General features: G+C 44.1%; 12 protein-coding genes. All 12 read left to right on the top strand.

Annotated elements, in window-relative coordinates; all coding sequences use genetic code 11:
• The first annotated feature begins 63 nt into the window (after window positions 1-63).
• The 12 genes from purD (at window position 64) to mutS (ending at window position 17,846) form a co-directional block, all read left to right on the top strand.
• Window positions 64-1,347 (top strand): phosphoribosylamine--glycine ligase, encoded by a 1,284-nt coding sequence (purD, locus tag G4D73_RS01155; RefSeq protein ID WP_180038576.1) that lies wholly within the window; start codon window positions 64-66, stop codon window positions 1,345-1,347.
• Window positions 1,348-1,812: 465 nt separating this feature from the next.
• Window positions 1,813-2,202, top strand: coding sequence for a DUF4145 domain-containing protein (locus tag G4D73_RS15450; protein ID WP_228305178.1), 390 nt, complete (start codon window positions 1,813-1,815; stop codon window positions 2,200-2,202).
• Between the two features lie 27 nt (window positions 2,203-2,229).
• Window positions 2,230-2,787 carry a GNAT family N-acetyltransferase gene (locus G4D73_RS01145; protein ID WP_213687175.1) on the top strand — a complete coding sequence of 186 codons (558 nt, stop codon included), beginning with the start codon at window positions 2,230-2,232 and terminating at the stop codon, window positions 2,785-2,787.
• A 602-nt stretch (window positions 2,788-3,389) separates the two neighbouring features.
• The gene (locus G4D73_RS01140) at window positions 3,390-4,265 is read left to right on the top strand and encodes a MetQ/NlpA family ABC transporter substrate-binding protein (RefSeq protein WP_195724830.1); all 876 of its coding nucleotides are present in this window, start codon (window positions 3,390-3,392) and stop codon (window positions 4,263-4,265) included.
• Between the two features lie 76 nt (window positions 4,266-4,341).
• Window positions 4,342-5,367, top strand: coding sequence for a methionine ABC transporter ATP-binding protein (locus G4D73_RS01135; protein ID WP_005100878.1), 1,026 nt, complete (start codon window positions 4,342-4,344; stop codon window positions 5,365-5,367).
• Window positions 5,364-6,059 (top strand): methionine ABC transporter permease, encoded by a 696-nt coding sequence (locus G4D73_RS01130; RefSeq protein ID WP_004279923.1) that lies wholly within the window; start codon window positions 5,364-5,366, stop codon window positions 6,057-6,059. Before G4D73_RS01135 ends, G4D73_RS01130 begins: the two co-directional genes overlap by 4 nt.
• Before the next feature lie 357 nt (window positions 6,060-6,416).
• Complete coding sequence (dnaE, locus tag G4D73_RS01125) at window positions 6,417-9,989, top strand: DNA polymerase III subunit alpha (RefSeq protein WP_213687174.1); 3,573 nt, start codon at window positions 6,417-6,419, stop codon at window positions 9,987-9,989.
• Window positions 9,990-10,026: 37 nt separating this feature from the next.
• A complete protein-coding gene (locus G4D73_RS01120; protein ID WP_004279927.1) occupies window positions 10,027-10,875 on the top strand; it encodes an RNA methyltransferase in 849 nt (282 codons plus the stop codon).
• Window positions 10,851-11,684: a serine O-acetyltransferase gene (gene cysE / locus G4D73_RS01115; protein ID WP_228127940.1), complete on the top strand. Its 834-nt coding sequence runs from the start codon at window positions 10,851-10,853 to the stop codon at window positions 11,682-11,684. Before G4D73_RS01120 ends, cysE begins: the two co-directional genes overlap by 25 nt.
• 117 nt (window positions 11,685-11,801) lie before the next feature.
• A complete protein-coding gene (locus G4D73_RS01110; RefSeq protein WP_213687173.1) occupies window positions 11,802-12,752 on the top strand; it encodes an ABUW_2363 family tetratricopeptide repeat lipoprotein in 951 nt (316 codons plus the stop codon).
• Between the two features lie 120 nt (window positions 12,753-12,872).
• Complete coding sequence (locus tag G4D73_RS01105; RefSeq protein ID WP_213687172.1) at window positions 12,873-14,879, top strand: esterase/lipase family protein; 2,007 nt, start codon at window positions 12,873-12,875, stop codon at window positions 14,877-14,879.
• A 333-nt stretch (window positions 14,880-15,212) separates the two neighbouring features.
• Entirely contained in the window at window positions 15,213-17,846 is a 2,634-nt protein-coding gene (mutS, locus tag G4D73_RS01100) for a DNA mismatch repair protein MutS (RefSeq protein WP_213687171.1), read from the top strand.
• The last annotated feature ends 135 nt before the right edge of the window (window positions 17,847-17,981 follow it).

Raw genomic sequence — 17,981 nt, 5'->3', positions numbered from 1 at the left:
ACTGCAAAAATGGGATTCTCCTTTTGGAGATGTGGGGATTTCTTTTAAACAGGATTATAAAAGATGAACGTTTTAGTTTTGGGTAATGGCGGTCGTGAACATGCATTGGCATGGAAAATCGCACAAGACGATAAAGTCGCTAAAGTCTTTGTTGCTCCGGGCAACGCAGGTACAGCCACTGAAAATAAATGTGAAAACGTAAATTTAAGCATTTTAGACAATGCTGCGATTATCGATTTCGCAAAAAACAATGCAATTGATTTAATTATCGTGGGCCCAGAAGCCCCACTTGTGAATGGTGTCGTTGATGCTTGCCGTGAAGCAGGTGTAAAAATTTGGGGTCCTACTCAATTTGCTGCACAGCTTGAAGGCTCTAAAGCATTTGCAAAGCACTTCTTAAAACGTCACAACATTCCAACTGCTTTCTATGACGTATTTACTGAAGTAGATGCGGCTAAAGCATTTGTTGAGAAAAATGGCGCGCCAATTGTGATCAAGGCTGACGGTCTTGCTGCGGGTAAAGGCGTAATCGTTGCGATGACCAATCAAGAAGCATTTGATGCGATTGATGACATGCTTGCAGGCAATAAATTTGGTGATGCAGGTTCTCGTGTTGTGATCGAAGAATTCCTTGCAGGTGAAGAAGCATCTTTCATTTGTATGATTGATGGCGACAACATCTTGCCAATGGCAACATCTCAAGACCATAAGCGTATTTTTGAAGGTGACCAAGGTCCAAACACTGGCGGTATGGGTGCTTACTCTCCTGCGCCTGTTGTGACTGCTGACGTATTTGAAAAAACCATGAATGAAGTGATGCGTCCTACCGTTGAAGGTATGAAAAAAGACGGGCATGTTTATACAGGTTTCTTATACGCTGGTTTGATGATTGACGAACAAGGTCAACCAAAAGTAATTGAGTTTAACTGTCGTTTTGGTGATCCTGAAACTCAGCCAATCATGATGCGTTTAAAATCATCTTTGGTGGATCTCGTTGAAGCAGGCATTGCAGGCAACTTACCTGCTGAAGCTGAATGGGATGAGCGCAAGACTGTTGGTATCGTTTTAGCGTCGAAAGGTTACCCAGAAACTTCAAGCAATGGTGATGTAATTTCAGGTTTAGACACTGAAATGACTGATGCGAGAGTGTTCCATGCAGGTACTAAAGCCAATGAAAATGGCGATATCGTCACTGCTGGTGGTCGTGTACTTTGCGTGACTGCACTGGGTAATACCATTGGTGAAGCACAAGCAAAAGCTTTAGAACTTTGCCAAAAAGTAACGTTCGACGGCGTTCAATATCGTAAAGACATTGGTTACCGTGCGATTGCTCGTGAAAATGCTTAATTTTATTTAAGTATAAAAAACCCCGATTCTTTCGGGGTTTTTTTATTTGCTTATACAATCCACAGAACTATTCATACGCCTATAAATAATTTACTCTTTTGCACATCACTAAAATAAGAAGTTGAATATATGTATATTTGGAAATATTGCTGGGAATGTAAGCACGATACTCCACAAAATAGATTGAATTTAACAATCCACCCAAGAGTTATCGAAGGTTTTTCAAAAAATATAACGACTGATCAAGCAACCTCACTATGGACTTACAGCATTGATGCCTACCAGTTCACCCAATGTCAAAAATGTAATGCGCCATCATTACATTTAGACTCATTTCATGTAAAAGATATTGATGAGAACACTAGCCAAAAATGGGCTTCAATAAAATCTGATTTAGAGAACTTAGGGAAATGCGAATCTTATTAGATATCAAGTACGAGTTTTCCCAGATTCAACAAATCATTATTGCATGAAAAAAAATGGTCTTTCGATCTACCTAAAGATGATCTGTTGCTCTTTTTTGAAGTCATTTCAGCCTACGAAAAAGGATTATTTATTTTAGCTCTTTCAGGAATTCGAACTCTAATAGATAGATACTTAGTAAAAAAAGTAGGCGATATAGGAGGATTTGAAAGAAAGCTCAAAAAAATGTTAGAGGACAAACATATTAGTAAGACACAATATGAAATATTAAATACGATTATTGAGGGTGGAAATGCTTCTAACCATAGAGGCTTTAGACCTGAAGAGGAAATGGTAAAAACATTTTTAGACGTAGTCGAGGATATAATATCTTTGGACTATAAAACGGAACAGTTTAATGAGTTTAAAGAGCAAATCCCTAAACGAAACTAAAAAATCGTAACCAAATTAAGATACCTAATGACTATTCACCTTCAAACCCCTCGCCTGATCCTGCGCCAATGGCAAGACTCCGACACTGCGCCATTTATCCAAATGTGTGCAGATGACGAGGTCATGCGCTACTTCCCTAAAAAACTCGATGCGACTGAGGCAACCGCTTTTCTTGAACGTATTCGTACTGCTATTAAAACGCGTGGATGGGGACTGTTTGCCGTAGAACTCAAAGCGACAGGCGAATTTATTGGCTTTATCGGCTTACACGTGCATCCATCTGAATTTAAAATTGCCGATGCACCTGAAATTGGCTGGCGCTTGCCACCGCAATACTGGAATCAAGGCTATGCTACTGAAGGAGCCAAAGCGGTGCTGAAATATGCTTTTAGAAATCTAAGACTCGAGACAGTTATTTCTTTTACTGCATGCGTCAATACGCCATCAGAACATGTCATGCAAAACATTGGCTTAGAAAAAGTAGGAGAGTTTGACCATCCGCTTGTACCTGCCGATCATATCTTGTGTAGACACGTACTCTATGAAAAACAGCGTTCGGATTATCTGTATATTCCCTTTTGTTAAAACAAGCTTGCAGTATCATGACCTGAGGAAACCAAGATCAGATACTGACTCGCTTAGTTAATATAAAGGAAAGATTTATCTCGTTAATGATCGAATTTTCTTCATTTCCCAAAAAATCAGATATTTTTTTATATTTATCTATATGCATTTTTTATATTTCTATCTTACAAAATCTTATAAAGATCACTATTTAAACACATCCATTAAAACTATATTTTCAATATAAATAATATATTGTTTTAATTAACATTTTGTTTAAAAGATCTTTTTTATATTCGACTAAAGAGATAAGCAAGGCTTTTCTATCCAGTATATCGAATATAGATTTATTGTTATGATATTCGCAACTTCAGAACACCCAAACCTTACCATGTACTTATAAAATATCTATTTTCTCTCTCCAAAATAGATCAGGTACATCAGATTTGGGCTGCCTCTGACTTGATCAAGTTCATCAGAACTGTTGCTGCACGCTTGCAGCTTTCGACTTCAAGCTTTCTTCAACCATGATCAAGCTATCTACTTAGATCGTAATAAAACTCTTATTTAACACGATTTAAAAATGCTTATACTCTAGGCAAGAATAGAATTAGGACAATTTCATGAAAAAGTTACTTGGCGTTATCTTGAGTGCCTCTGTATTGACTTTAACTGGGTGTGGTAAACAGGAAGCGCCTGCCACTGATGCAGCGCAAAGCAAAGATGCAAATGGTCTTCAGACTGTAACTATGGCTTCGACCGGTTCAGATGCAGACGTATGGCGTTATATCGCGACATTGCCTGAAACCAAAGCAGCCGGCATCAAACTTGATGTGAAAAATTTCACTGACTACGTGTCAATGAACACGGCAGTAGCCAACAAAGAAATTGATGTAAATGCATTCCAGTCTTATGCCTATATGGTTGCTTACAACGATGCTAACACAGCCAAAATTGCACCTCTATCTACCACTTATTTAGAGCCGATGGGTATTTACTCAAGCAAAGTCAAATCTTTAAACGAGTTTAAAACTGGTGCGACCATTGCCATTCCGAATGACGGCGCAAACGAATCGCGTGCATTATTACTTTTACAATCAGCAGGTCTGGTTAAATTAAAAGCTGGTTTTGACAATGTCAAAGGCACAACTTCTGATGTGACCGAAAATGCAAAACAAATCGTGATTAAGCCAATTCAAATGGCGACTGCAGTACGCGTAAAAGACGAAGTTGATGCGATTGTGCTGGGCAATACCTTGGCAATGGAAGGTGGTTTAAACGTATTAAAAGATGCGATTTACTATGAGCCGATTGATCAAAGCACAAAAATGAACGTCAACGTATTAGCGGTTGCAGCAGATCGTCAAAATGATCCAGTCCTGCAAAAAGTGGGTGCGTTGTATCATACGCCAGCAGTAAAAGCATATGTTGATGAACATTTTGGTGGTACGAAAGTTGCGGTAAACAAACCTGTGACGTATTTAACTGAATCAAAATAGTACTATAATAGACTTTTAGAACAGGCAAGGACGATTTCTTGCCTGTTTTTTTATCCGTGATGCAGTTTTTGACACTATGATTGAATTTAAAGATATTTCAAAACAGTATGAGCTTAAGGGTCAAACCTTGCATGCCTTGAATCAGATTAATCTTCAGATTCCAACCGGCAGTATTTTTGGCATCATCGGTTATAGTGGTGCCGGTAAAAGCACCCTCATCCGTCTGATCAACCTGCTTGAGCGCCCAAGCTCAGGCCGGATTATCATTAACGGAACAGATTTTACCGCACTGGATGCCAAAGCATTGCGTCAAGAACGTGCCAGCATCGGCATGATTTTCCAGCATTTCAATTTAATGCAAACCAAAACCGTGGCCGCCAATATCGAAATGCCAATGAAACTCCTGGGCTGGAGCAAGGCAGAACGAGAAAAACGCCTCGAAGAATTATTAGACTTTATTGACCTGAAACATAAACGTCATGCTTTTCCAGATGAATTGTCTGGCGGTCAAAAGCAGCGTGTCGGTATTGCCCGTGCCCTTGCCAATCATCCAAAAATTTTACTCTGTGATGAAGCGACTTCTGCACTTGATCCACAAACCACCAAATCTGTTCTACAGCTACTTAAAAAAATTAACGAAGAACAAGGCATCACCATTGTTATGGTTACCCATGAAATGGATGTAATTGAAACCGTGTGTGATTATGTCGCTGTGATGGAAAAAGGTGACGTAATTGAGACCGGCAGCACCTTACAAATATTTAGCCAACCGCAACATCCGACGACCAAGAATTTTATTCAGACCGTATTACAGCAGCATTTACCAGTCAATATTCTGAATAATCTGGAAAACCAGAATCACAACAGTATTTATTGCCTGAAATTCCTTGGTAGCTCGGCACAGGAAACCGTGATTCAAGCGGTGATTAAACAGTTTGATATCAGTTTAAATATTCTGTTTGCCAATATGACCGAAATTAATGGCACGGTGATTGGCCAGATGTTTATTCAGCTACTGGGTGATGCACAAGAAATTCAAGCAGCAATAAAATTCCTTGAACAACACGGCGTACAAGTCGATCAGGCGGGAGTACAGGCATGAGAGATTTGATTGTACAGTGGCTAACAACGATCACGGCGCCGTTCTGGAAAAGCTCCCTGTCGATAGATCAGTTTGTGACAGCGCTGCAAGAAACCTTTCATATGGTGTTCTTCGCGATGCTATTTGGCTGTATCTGGGGCTTTATTCAGGCGATTACCCTGTTGGTAACACGTCCGAATGGAATTCTGCCGAATCGTGTGATTTATCACGGTCTCAATCCGATTGTGAATGCGCTACGTTCGCTGCCGTTTATTATCCTGCTAATCGCAGTCATTCCACTGACCAAGTTAATTGTCGGCACATCGATTGGTACATGGGCAGCGATTGTTCCATTAACCATTTATGTCGGTCCATACATTGGTCGACTGATTGAAACATCTTTACTCGAAGTGAATGAGGGTATTATCGAATCTGCCCAAGCCATGGGCGCGACGCCAATGCAGATTATCTTTAAGTTTATTCTGCCGGAAGCGCGTAGTTCCCTGATTCTAAACTTGACTACTGCTACCATCAGTTTGATTGGTGCAACGGCAATGGCCGGTGCTGTCGGTGCGGGTGGTATTGGTGACTTAGCGATTTCTTATGGTTATCAGCGTTTTGATACCTCTGTAGTCATCATGACGGTGATTGTATTACTGATTCTAGTGCAGATTGTACAAAGCCTCGGTGACTGGTTATCCCGACTTCGTTAAGCTAGTTTTTATGTATGAATAAAGCCCTCTAAAAAGAGGGTTTTATTGTTTTTAATACTTACGATCCCTTTCTCATTATTTCAAAGTAAAGTCCTGCAACTATTTCATACGTGCCACGGCGACAGGAAGTCGCCCGTTGATTTGTGGCACATGGAAGTGCCATCAGATCAACAAAGGGGTTTTGTTACTTTTGTCCCGTCAAAAGTAAAAGAAAATATCTTCTAACAACTAACTAAATAATCAGCTTAAAAAATCAAATTCCAACTTGACCTAAAAGTTAGCCATTTCCCCTCAATTTCAAACTGAAACAATAAATCCCATGTTAAACTATTCAATGGTTTTAGCAGGGACTCATCTATGCACTTTGTTCATCTTGGTATTCATACAGAATTTTCGATTACTGAATCCATCGTACGGATACCTGACTTGGTCAAAGCTGCCGAAGAAGAACAGATGCCTGCCCTTGCGCTCACGGATCTTTCTAACCTGCATGCTGCCGTCAAGTTCTATGGCAAATGTCTGAGCAAAGGCATCAAGCCGATTCTGGGTTCTGAAATTCGCCTGAATGATGCCGAACATCGCATGACCTTATTGGCCATGACCAATACCGGCTGGCGTAATTTGACTGAATTAGTATCTGAAGGCTTTATCAGTGGCCAGCAACTGGGTATTCCCTGCGTTCAAAAACAATGGATTTTAAATCAGCCTGAGGACATGATTGCCCTGCTCGGCATGCATTCCGATGTCGGCAAAATGCTGATGAGTTCAAATCCGCAAAAAGCGGAACCGCTGCTAGAAGAATGGGTCGAAAAATTTGGTAATCGTGTTTATCTTGCCCTGACCCGTACCAATCGTCCGGATGAAGATAACTTTATTCTGGAAGCCGTTAAGCTGGCAAAAAAATACAATATCGGTGTGGTCGCACATAATGATGTGCATTTCATGACCCGTGAAGATTATGAAGCGCATGAAGCACGGGTATGTATTGCAGATGGTTATGTGCTTGGTGACAACCGCCGCCCTAAAACCTATTCACCTGAACAATATTTCAAATCTGCTGAAGAAATGACGGCGCTGTTCTCGGATATTCCATCTGCGATTGAGAACACCTATCACATTGCCAAACGCTGTAATGTGACGCTGCAACTGGGCAAATACTTCCTGCCTGATTATCCGATTCCTGAAGGTCATACCATTGATACCTTCTTTGCACACTTGTCCAAAGAAGGTCTGGAAGAACGCCTGAATTTCCTGTATCCGCCTGAACAACGTGATGAAGACTGGCCAGAAATCCGCAAGCCTTATGATGAGCGTATCGAATACGAGATTAACATCATTAACTCGATGGGATTCCCGGGCTACTTCCTGATCGTGATGGACTTCATTCAGTGGTCGAAAAGTAACGGCGTTCCGGTCGGTCCGGGCCGTGGTTCAGGTGCGGGCTCATTGGTGGCCTATAGCTTAAAAATTACCGATCTTGATCCGCTGCGTTATGAACTGCTGTTCGAACGTTTCCTGAACCCGGAACGTGTTTCGATGCCCGACTTCGACGTCGATTTCTGTATCGCAGGCCGTGACCGCGTAATTGACTACGTGGCACGTACCTATGGCCGTGATGCGGTCTCCCAGATTGCAACATTCGGCACCATGGCGGCCAAAGGTGCGATTCGTGATGTTGCTCGCGTTTTGGGTAAATCTTATGGTTTGGCAGATCGTATTTCGAAAATGATCCCGACCAAGCCTTTAGGTCTAAGCCTGCTTGAATCACTGGAAGCTGAACCTCAGCTTAAAGATATCGTCACCAATCCATCCAATCCAGACCATGACGATGCAGCCGAAATCTGGGAAATGGCACTAAAACTGGAAGGTATTACCCGAAACACTGGTAAACATGCTGGTGGTGTGGTGATCTCGCCAACCAAAATTACCGATTTCTCTGCTGTCATGTGTGATGCCGATGGTACCGGACGCGTGGCACAGTTCGATAAAGACGATGTCGAATCTGCAGGTCTGGTGAAGTTCGACTTCTTGGGTTTGCGTAACCTGACTGTGATTGAAGATGCGGTTAAAAATATCAATAAACGCATCAAATCTGACAAGCCTTTAGATATTGCCTATATCCCGCTTGAGGATAAAGACGCATATTTGGTCTTTGCCAATGCCAACACCACTGCGGTATTCCAGTTTGAATCCGTGGGCATGAAGAAGATGCTGAAAGAGGCACGTCCAAGCAAGTTTGAAGAAATTATTGCCTTCGTATCGCTGTACCGTCCAGGCCCGATGGATCTGATTCCTGACTTTATTCACCGGATGCATGGTGGCGATTTTGAATATCTGCATCCCTTGCTTGAAGGCGTACTAGAACCCACCTACGGGATTATGGTGTATCAGGAACAGGTAATGCAGGCTGCACAGTATTGTGCCGGCTATACCCTCGGTGGCGCGGACTTGTTACGTCGGGCCATGGGTAAGAAAAAACCGGAAGAAATGGTCAAACAGCGCCAGATCTTTATTGAAGGTGCATCGAAAAAAGACATTGATGAAGCTACGGCCAACCATATCTTTGACTATATGGAAAAGTTTGCCGGCTATGGTTTTAACAAATCGCATGCGGCTGCCTATGCTTTGGTTGCCTACCAAACTGCATGGCTGAAAGCGCATTATCCGGCTGAATTCCTGTCGGCAGTATTGACCTCGGAGATGCAGAACACCGACAACGTGGTATTCCTGATTGATGACTGTCGCAAGAATAATCTGGAAGTTTTACCGCCGTCAGTGAATATGTCGCTGTATCAATTCCATGCTATCGATGAGCAAACCATTGTCTATGGTCTGGGTGCGATCAAAGGCGTCGGTGAAGCGGCGATGCAGTCAGTGATTGACTCGCGTGCGCAAGAAGGTTCATTCCGTGACTTGTTTGATTTCTGTCATCGTATTGACCTGAAAAAAATCAATAAGCGTACTCTGGAAGCACTGATTCGTTCAGGTGCATTGGATTGCTTAGGCATTGACCGCGCCGACCTGATGGCGCAACTGCCTGAAGCGGTTCAAGCTGCGGAACAGGCACGTTCCAATCGTGAAACCGGCATCATGGACCTGTTTGGCGAAGTGGAAGAAGTTCAGCGCAAGCCATCTAAGCCAGTCAAACCATGGGCAGATGAAGTTCGTCTGAAAGGTGAAAAAGACACGCTTGGCCTGTATTTAACCGGCCACCCGATTGATGTGTATCGCAATGAACTGAAAGCCTTTGTGCCTAGTCAGATCAATGAGCTGACGCCGACCCGCCGTGGCGTGAACACCGTGTTTGCAGGATTGGTGGTGGATATTGCCAACTTTCCGAACCGAATGATGATGACCCTGGATGATGGTACGGCACGGATTGAGATTTCAGCCAATCACGAACGCTTCAACCGCTTTAAAGAGATTATCCAGCTCGATAAAGTGGTGGTGATTGAAGGTGAAATTTATGAGCGTGAAGGCTTTGACCGTCCGATGGGACGCCTCACCAAAGCATTTAGCCTGAATGAAATTCGCCAGAAACGTGCCAATAGCATCAAGATTACCCTCACAGCCGAGCATTTCAGCAAGAGCTTGAGCCGTGACTTGCAGCAGATTCTGACTCCTTATTGCAATGTCGATATGTCGGCACATATTCCGGTGATTCTATATCTGGATTACCCGTATGCCACGACTGAACTGCATCTGGGTCTCAACTGGAAAGTCGCCCCACTGGATGAGCTCCTAGCCAAATTGCGTGATTATTTTGGTAAAGAAGCCTTGCATATTGAGTATCAGGTCAAGTCCAAAGCTGCCAAAGCCGTGTGCTATGAACAGGCCAAGCCGGTGGATATTCCTCCGCCGCCTGCGGGCATGAGCATGGATGATGCACTGGAGCTGTATCAGGCTGAATCCCAGCCGCAATATTCATAAATCCTGATCTTTAAAACACCTTAAAATTGGAATCCTCATGAGTCAAATTGACAATGCTGCTGTTTCAGCACATCTCTCCCATGTGCGTATTGTCATGGTCAATACCACTTTACCTGCCAATATCGGCAGTGCCCTACGTGCCATGAAAACCATGGGCTTGTCTAAGCTGGTTCTGGTGGCACCGAAAACCTATCCACATCCGGATATTGATGCGCTGGCCGCGGGTGCAACTGACCTGATCGAGCAGATCGAGATTGTAGAAACACTTGAAGATGCCATTAAAGACTGTCAGATTGTATTCGGTACTAGCGCACGCAGCCGTACCATTCCCTGGCCGCTGTTAGATGTGCGCCCTGCCGCTGAAAAAGCCATGACCGCCGTGGTACAAGATCAGCAGGAAGTCGCGATTCTATTTGGCCGTGAAGACCGTGGTCTGACCAATGAAGAACTGGCGATGGCCAATTATCATCTGACTATTCCTGTAAATACTGACTATGGCGTATTGAATGTGGCTCAGGCGATTCAGGTGATCTGCTATGAAATGCGCATGGCGACGATGAGTCAAATTGAACAGCCACGTGATGCTAAAGCGACCATGCAAGTCATTGATGGCATTGAAATGGAATGGGATGAACCTTTGGTCAACCATGCCCAGATGGAACAGTTCTACCCGCACTTGGAAAAAATGCTGGCAGAAATTGAATTTATGGACCCAAAAAATCCAAGATTATTGCCTTTACGCTTGCGTCGTCTCTTTGGACGTATACAATTAGATCGTATGGAATATCACTTACTTCGTGGTATTTTTAGCCGTGTTCAGGCATTGAACAACGGCACCTGGAAAAAATCTTCACACACATCATCACAGGACGAGGATCAAATCTAATGCTAAAACAGCTCAAAGAAGATATACAAGCTGTCTTTGCGCGCGATCCTGCAGCACGCAATACCTTAGAAGTCTTAACCACTTATCCTGGCATTCATGCGCTGATCATGCATCGCATGGCACATGAGCTATGGAACAAAGACTGTAAAGGAACTGCGCGTGCGTTGTCTTCGTTTAGCCGCTTTGCCACCGGCATTGAAATTCATCCCGGCGCAAAAATTGGCCGCCGTTTCTTTATCGATCACGGTATGGGTGTCGTAATTGGCGAAACTGCTGAAATTGGCGATGACGTGACGCTTTATCACGGCGTGACTTTGGGTGGAACGACCTGGAATAAAGGTAAACGTCATCCGACCCTAGAAGATGGCGTGGTGGTCGGTGCTGGTGCCAAGATTCTAGGGCCATTTACCGTGGGTAAAAATGCCAAAGTCGGTTCTAATGCGGTCGTCACCAAAGCGGTTCCTGAGAACGCCACAGCTGTGGGCAACCCGGCACGTTTTATCACCAAAGACAAACCCAAAGATGATGCTGAAGCGCGTCGTCGTGACTATGCAGAAAGTATCGGTTTCCAGCCCTATGCCGCAACTGAAGACCAGTCCGATCCGATTTTGGAAGGCATGCGGATTCTGCTGGATCGCATTCAGCAAAATGAAAAACGCATGAACAACTTGTGCAATCGTCTTTCTTTGTTAGATCCGACCTTTAACAAGCAGCAACAGGATGGCCAGCCTTTGAGTAAAAAAGAGTTAGAGATTCTGGAAGAAGCGCGCCGTGAATGTGAAGCGCAAACCAGCCAATCCAAGGCCTGAATATCACACTTCACTCTGTAACACGGGTTTACTTGCATGATGGTTATAGTTTTCATAGACTGACGATCATGCAATTTTTGAATAGATGTTTTAAAAATAACAGAATGGATGACTATTATGACCTTTAAGCCCTTGGCACTTACTTGCTTAGCATTCACAATTACTGCGTGTTCGATCACTCCTCAGAAATCTGCTGAGAAACCTGTAGACCAAGTGGTTTTTGTAGAGCCTGAACTGTCCCCACCATTTTATGCTTTAAATCCATTCAATTATAATGAACCGCCTGAATTTGAAGTGCATTTGAAAAAGGCTGCGGCCCAGCCTGTAACCAAGATGGTGGTGACGGATCCTAATGATCCATCCAAGCAATTGACCCTGGATGTGAATAAACTGATTATTCCAGTGGTAGATAGCAATACCCGTGCAATGCGTTATGCAGCACTTGCCAATTCAAATGAAATCGATATCACCGAAATTGACGATTTCCTGCAAATGGTCGAAGGTAAGGCACGTCATTATCCACCACGTTTCAGCGATCGTCAGGAACGCCGTGGCTTTGAAGCCAAACTACGTGAAGTCACCCGACAACTGGATACTTTAGCGGCCCGTCCAAATGCCTCTTTTGATGTATTGATGCGTGCTTTTAAAGCCAGCGTGATGGCACGTAACCTGGATCTGGGTTCAGTCTATACTACCAATTCCCTGACCTATGCCCAGCGTATTCTCAAAATCAACCCGGATGATCCTGAAGTCAACTTCTGGTTTGGTTTTGGTCTGTCTGAAGGCGGTGGTCAACGAGAAGCCATCGCTTATCTGGACAAAGCCATGAAAGCTGGCGTTCAGGAGGCTTATCTTTCTGCAGCCAATAACTATATTGCTTTGGAACAGAAGAAAAATGCCACTCAAACCCTGGCGAACTATAAGGTGAAATATCCGCAAGAAGCTGAGGTGGCTGACCGCCTGATTCAGGAAATTGAAAAAAATGGCCGCTGGAATGTTTGGCAAATTCTGCAAAGCTCAACACCTGCTCCGGCTACAGAGCCAGCAACAGCACCTGTAACGCCATAATCAAGATTCGCTTCAATTTGATTACAAATAGACTGCTACGGCGGTCTATTTTTATGGGAAAAAATTAGTAAAATACAAAACATTATCCCGCTTTATAACTTGAATTCAGTGAAAAGTTTTATGCACGAAAAAATAAATAAAAGATTAATGCTGTGCACTTTACTCATCACCAGCGTACTCAGCGGCTGTCAGGTGGTCAGTGTTAAGGAACAGGCCATTAATGTCACGCTGAACAATGAGCGTGACAGTATCTTGACCCGCGACAAGCTCAGTGAAGCCAGTCTGAATGTGTTGTCCATGACAGGGCGTGAAGCCCAGATCTGTATTGATCAGCCCGAAGAATGTGTGGAAGATCTGAAAAGTATTCCCCAGATTTTAGATGAACAATTGCTTTCTACAGCAAGTGAATTATATCTCGCCAACTCCTTACAAAATGCCAAGTCTGCCGAATGCAACACCGGTGTCTTAAACAAAACCCGGTCACCGGAAAAACAGCAACAACACAAACAGAATATCCAGAAATGTCTGGATCAGCAGCTCACGATGCTGGATAAAAGCATTCGTTATAGCTATGCCTATCTATTTAAAACCGAGCGTGCGCCGCAAGAGCGGATTTTTGATAACCGCCAGGTCCAGATTCGTGACTTTTATAACCTGGCGATTGCTCATCTGATTCAACGCTATGCTGAACGTTATGAAGCCAAACAGTCCGGCCAGCGCATTCAGGTCGGTGACAGTGTATACACCATTGATCTGGAAAATTTTCCGCAGCTGAAAAACCAGACCATTGAACAGCTGATGTCCACCTATAACATGAACTTTTCCGGCCTACGTTCCATTACTCGTCGTGATGGTTTTGGTTCAGAATTTTTAGTGGTTTTACCTGAAGCACAGCAAACCGAGCAGGATAAAAAATATATTGTCGATCCGCTCAAGCACAACTATCCAAATGGTAAAAATCCTAACATTCATTCAGCACGCTATCTGGCGACCACCATTACTGCTGTACCAAAATCCGCGAATTCGACTGAACAGATTTTATCTACTTCGGAGTTTCACCTGAAACTGTATGACCCTTATAAACATGAAAAGATCAAAGTAGCTTCGAAAGAATATGCGCTAGCCGCCAACTTTTCCGCACCTTACGGTTTATGGCTGGCCGAGAACAATCTGGGGCGTTTAGCCTATCTGACGCTGATTAATCGCGAAGACAGTCTGAGCATGCCGCACCTGTACATGCTGGAACCTTATAATCCGAACAAGAAAGTGCTGGTATTGATTCATGGCCTGGCCAGCAGTCCTGAAGCCTGGATTCGTCTGACCAACGACATTATGGGTGATCCGGTATTAAGGGAAAATTTCCAGGTCTGGCAGGTATTTTATTCTACTAATATGCCGATTCTGGAAAGCCGTTTTCAAATTAATGCTCTGGTTCAGCAAGGCTTTGCCCAGGTCGCGAACAATGCACCAGCCAAAAAAGATGCGGTACTGGTCGGACATAGCATGGGAGGTGTGATTGCCCGTTTAATGGTCAGTCAGGCCGATATTACCCAAGATGCATTCAAGCTGGTACAAAATACCCGCATTGCACAATTTAAGGATAACCCGCTCTTTAAAGCACGCCTGCAAATGCGGCCTATTCCAAATTTCACTCGGGCCATTTTCTTAGCGACACCACATCGTGGGACAGAATATGCCGACCGCTGGCATACCAAACTGGCCCGTAAAATTATCCGTATACCGGGTGCATTTTTGGGTGCCTTTGCCGATACCCTGCAAGGCCAGATCGGGTTAAACGAGTTTGTCAAAGAACTGGGGCATGACCTGATTCAAAATGGCCCAAGCGATCTGAGTGAAAATTCAAAATTCACGGCGTTGACCCAGGATATTCAGCCTTCTAAAGATATCAAATTTCACTCGATTATCGGCAATACCGTAGATACGCAAGACACCAAGCTCATGAGCGATGATATCGTTTCATATGAGACTGCTTACCTAAATGGTGCTGTATCTAGCAAAGTCATTAAGGGTGGCCACTCGATTCAGGAAACGCCTGAAGCCGTACTGGAATTACGCCGGATTCTCAGATTACATCTGACCGATCTTGGTCTTTATGATCCGGAATAAACTATTGTCTTGATTGAGACTTGCCACCGCATGTTCGCATCCGGTGGTTTATTTTTTAAAATTGCAAATAATGCTGAATAAGAAGCCATAGCGACAGATCTGAGCGCTGACTTAAAGATTCATCTGGAATTTCATTTCTTTCTAAAAATTAAATTTGATAGACTTGCTGCAATACAGCTTTAAAGCTGAATTGAATCAGCAGATTCATTTCACATTTTCGATCTCCTGTGCTCAACCATGTTGGATTGGCCTGATTGAAAATGTGCTTTAAATTTTCCTGCATAGCCTATTGAGCAGTATTTGCATTTCTCTTGTTGAAAGGATTTATTTTTAATGACCAGTTCAGAAATTATGGCTGATCTTTCTACCTTAACGCCCATGATGCAGCAATACATGTCGGTGAAAATGCAGCATCCGCATTCTTTGATGTTTTATCGTATGGGTGATTTTTATGAACTGTTCTTTGAAGATGCACACAAGGCAGCCAAGATTTTAGGCATTACCCTGACCCATCGTGGTAAAGTCAATGGTCAGCCGATTCCTATGGCGGGCGTGCCTTATCATGCAGCCGAGGGCTATCTGGCACGTCTGGTCAAAAAAGGCGAAACCGTGGTGATCTGCGAGCAGATCGGCGAGGTTACTGGGAAAGGACCGGTTGAGCGTGGTGTAGTTCGGATTATTACGCCGGGCACCCTGACCGATGATGCCATGCTGGGTGCACATCAAAGCTCGAATCTGGTGGCTTTATGTATTCAGCAGAGTCAGATTGGCATTGCACTTCTCGATCTCAGCGCTGGCTTATTTAAAGTACAGCAGCAGGATTATGATCTTAACCAGCTCATGATTGAACTGGCACGTTTGATGCCAAGCGAAATTCTGCTGGATGAAAATATCGCTGATCCGACATTGACCGAACAACTCAAACAGCAACTGGATATCTCGGTCACCAAACGTCCAAATGTTGATTTCAACCTGAATAATGCACAAAAAACCTTATGTGACCAGTTTGCCGTCAGCACGCTTTCAGGTTTCGGAATTGATCATTTACCTTTGGCTAAAGCAGCCGCAGCGGCACTGATTCACTACGCCAAAGAAACCCAGAAAACTGCGTTACCGCATATCCGCACGATTCAGCTAGAACAGAGTTCAGATTTTATTGCTTTGGATCCGGTGACACGCCGTAATCTTGAACTGATTGAGCCTTTATTTGAACATGGAACATCCTTATTTCAGCTGATCAATGATTGCCAGACTGCCATGGGGGGGCGCTTGCTCAGTCGCACCCTGATGCAACCTTTACGCGATACAGCCTTGCTGGATGGGCGCCTGGATGCCATTCAAGCCCTGCTGCAAGGTTTCCACGAAGTACCTGTACGTTTGGTACTAAAAGAAATTAGCGATATTGAACGCGTGCTGAGCCGTATTGCGCTTGGCAGTGCCCGTCCACGTGATCTGGTGCAATTGCGACAGGCCTGCGCGCAAATTCCATTTTTACGCCATGCCCTGCAACCGATTGTCAGTCAGCAACAGTCCAAACTTTTAGTACAACTCAATGAAGAACTCGGCGACTTCCATGATCTATATCAACGTCTGATGTCCGCCATTGTGGAAAATCCACCCGTCCTGCTTCGTGATGGTAATGTCATTGCAGAAGGTTTTGACAGTGAACTCGATGAACTACGTCAGATTCGTGATCATGCCAGCCAGTTCCTGATTGATCTGGAAATTAAAGAGCGTGAACAAAGCGGCATTCCGGGACTGAAAATTGGCTACAACCGCGTCAGTGGCTATTATATTGAACTGACCCGCGCACAGGCTGAACAGGCACCCGAGCACTATATTCGTAGGCAAACCCTGAAAAATGCCGAACGCTACATCACACCTGAACTGAAAGCATTTGAAGACAAAGTCTTATCAAGCGAATCGCGTGCCTTGGCCCGTGAAAAAATGCTGTTTGAAATGCTGCTGGATGAACTGCGTCAGGATATCGGCAGTTTACAGATGATGAGCAGCGCCATTGCCCAGATTGATCTGATTGCTAATTTTGCCCATCAGGCGCGTTTACGCAACTGGTCGCGTCCAAAATTCAGCCCGGAAGTCGGCGTCAGTATTACTGCCGGTCGACATCCGGTGGTAGAAGCCCTGAGTAAAACCGCCTTTACGCCGAACGATACGCGACTGGATTTTTCCCATCGGATGGCGATTATTACCGGTCCGAATATGGGCGGTAAATCGACCTTTATGCGCCAGACTGCATTGATTGTATTACTGGCTTATTGTGGTGCCTATGTTCCGGCACAAGCTGCAACCTTAGGTCCGGTTGACCGTGTCTTTACCCGTATTGGTTCTGCCGATGATTTATCGACCGGCAAATCAACCTTTATGGTGGAAATGACCGAAACCTCGCAAATCCTGCATCATGCCACCAGCCAGTCTTTGGTACTCATGGATGAAGTTGGCCGTGGAACCAGTACCTATGATGGCTTGTCTTTGGCTTGGGCCTGTGTGCTGGATCTGACCAAACGCATTCAATGTTTATGTCTATTTGCTACCCATTATTTCGAACTGACTGAACTGGATAAGGAAAGTGGCATTAATAACTACCATGTCACGGCCAAAGAGCTGAATGGTAATCTGATTTTATTGCATAAGGTGCAACATGGCCCGGCCAGTCAAAGTCATGGCTTGCAAGTCGCGAAATTGGCAGGCATTCCGGCTGCGGTGATTAAAGAAGCGCAAAACCGCTTAAAGATTCTGGAAAAACAGCATCAGGCCAAGCCACTGAGCCCGCAGCATGATCTGTTTGCAATGCCTGAAGTTATGGAGCCTATAGAACGTATCATCGAAATTGAAAAAGAATCGCCTGCACTGGACTTACTCGAAGATATTGATGTAGATAGTTTAACTCCGCGTGAAGCCTTGCAGCAGTTATATGCGCTCAAAGACCTGATCAAACAGCCAAGTTAATTCTCGGTCCTAGACCTCATCTGGCATAGGGTCGATGTCCTGAACATACCGATGAATGCTGTAATTCATCGGTATGCGACCTTTTTTCAAATCTAACAGCCCTATATATAACAAATATCAATAAAAGGAATTGTT

This window comes from Acinetobacter sp. WY4, assembly GCF_018438165.1.
Lineage (GTDB): Bacteria > Pseudomonadota > Gammaproteobacteria > Pseudomonadales > Moraxellaceae > Acinetobacter.
This window is presented reverse-complemented; position numbering and strand designations above follow the sequence as displayed.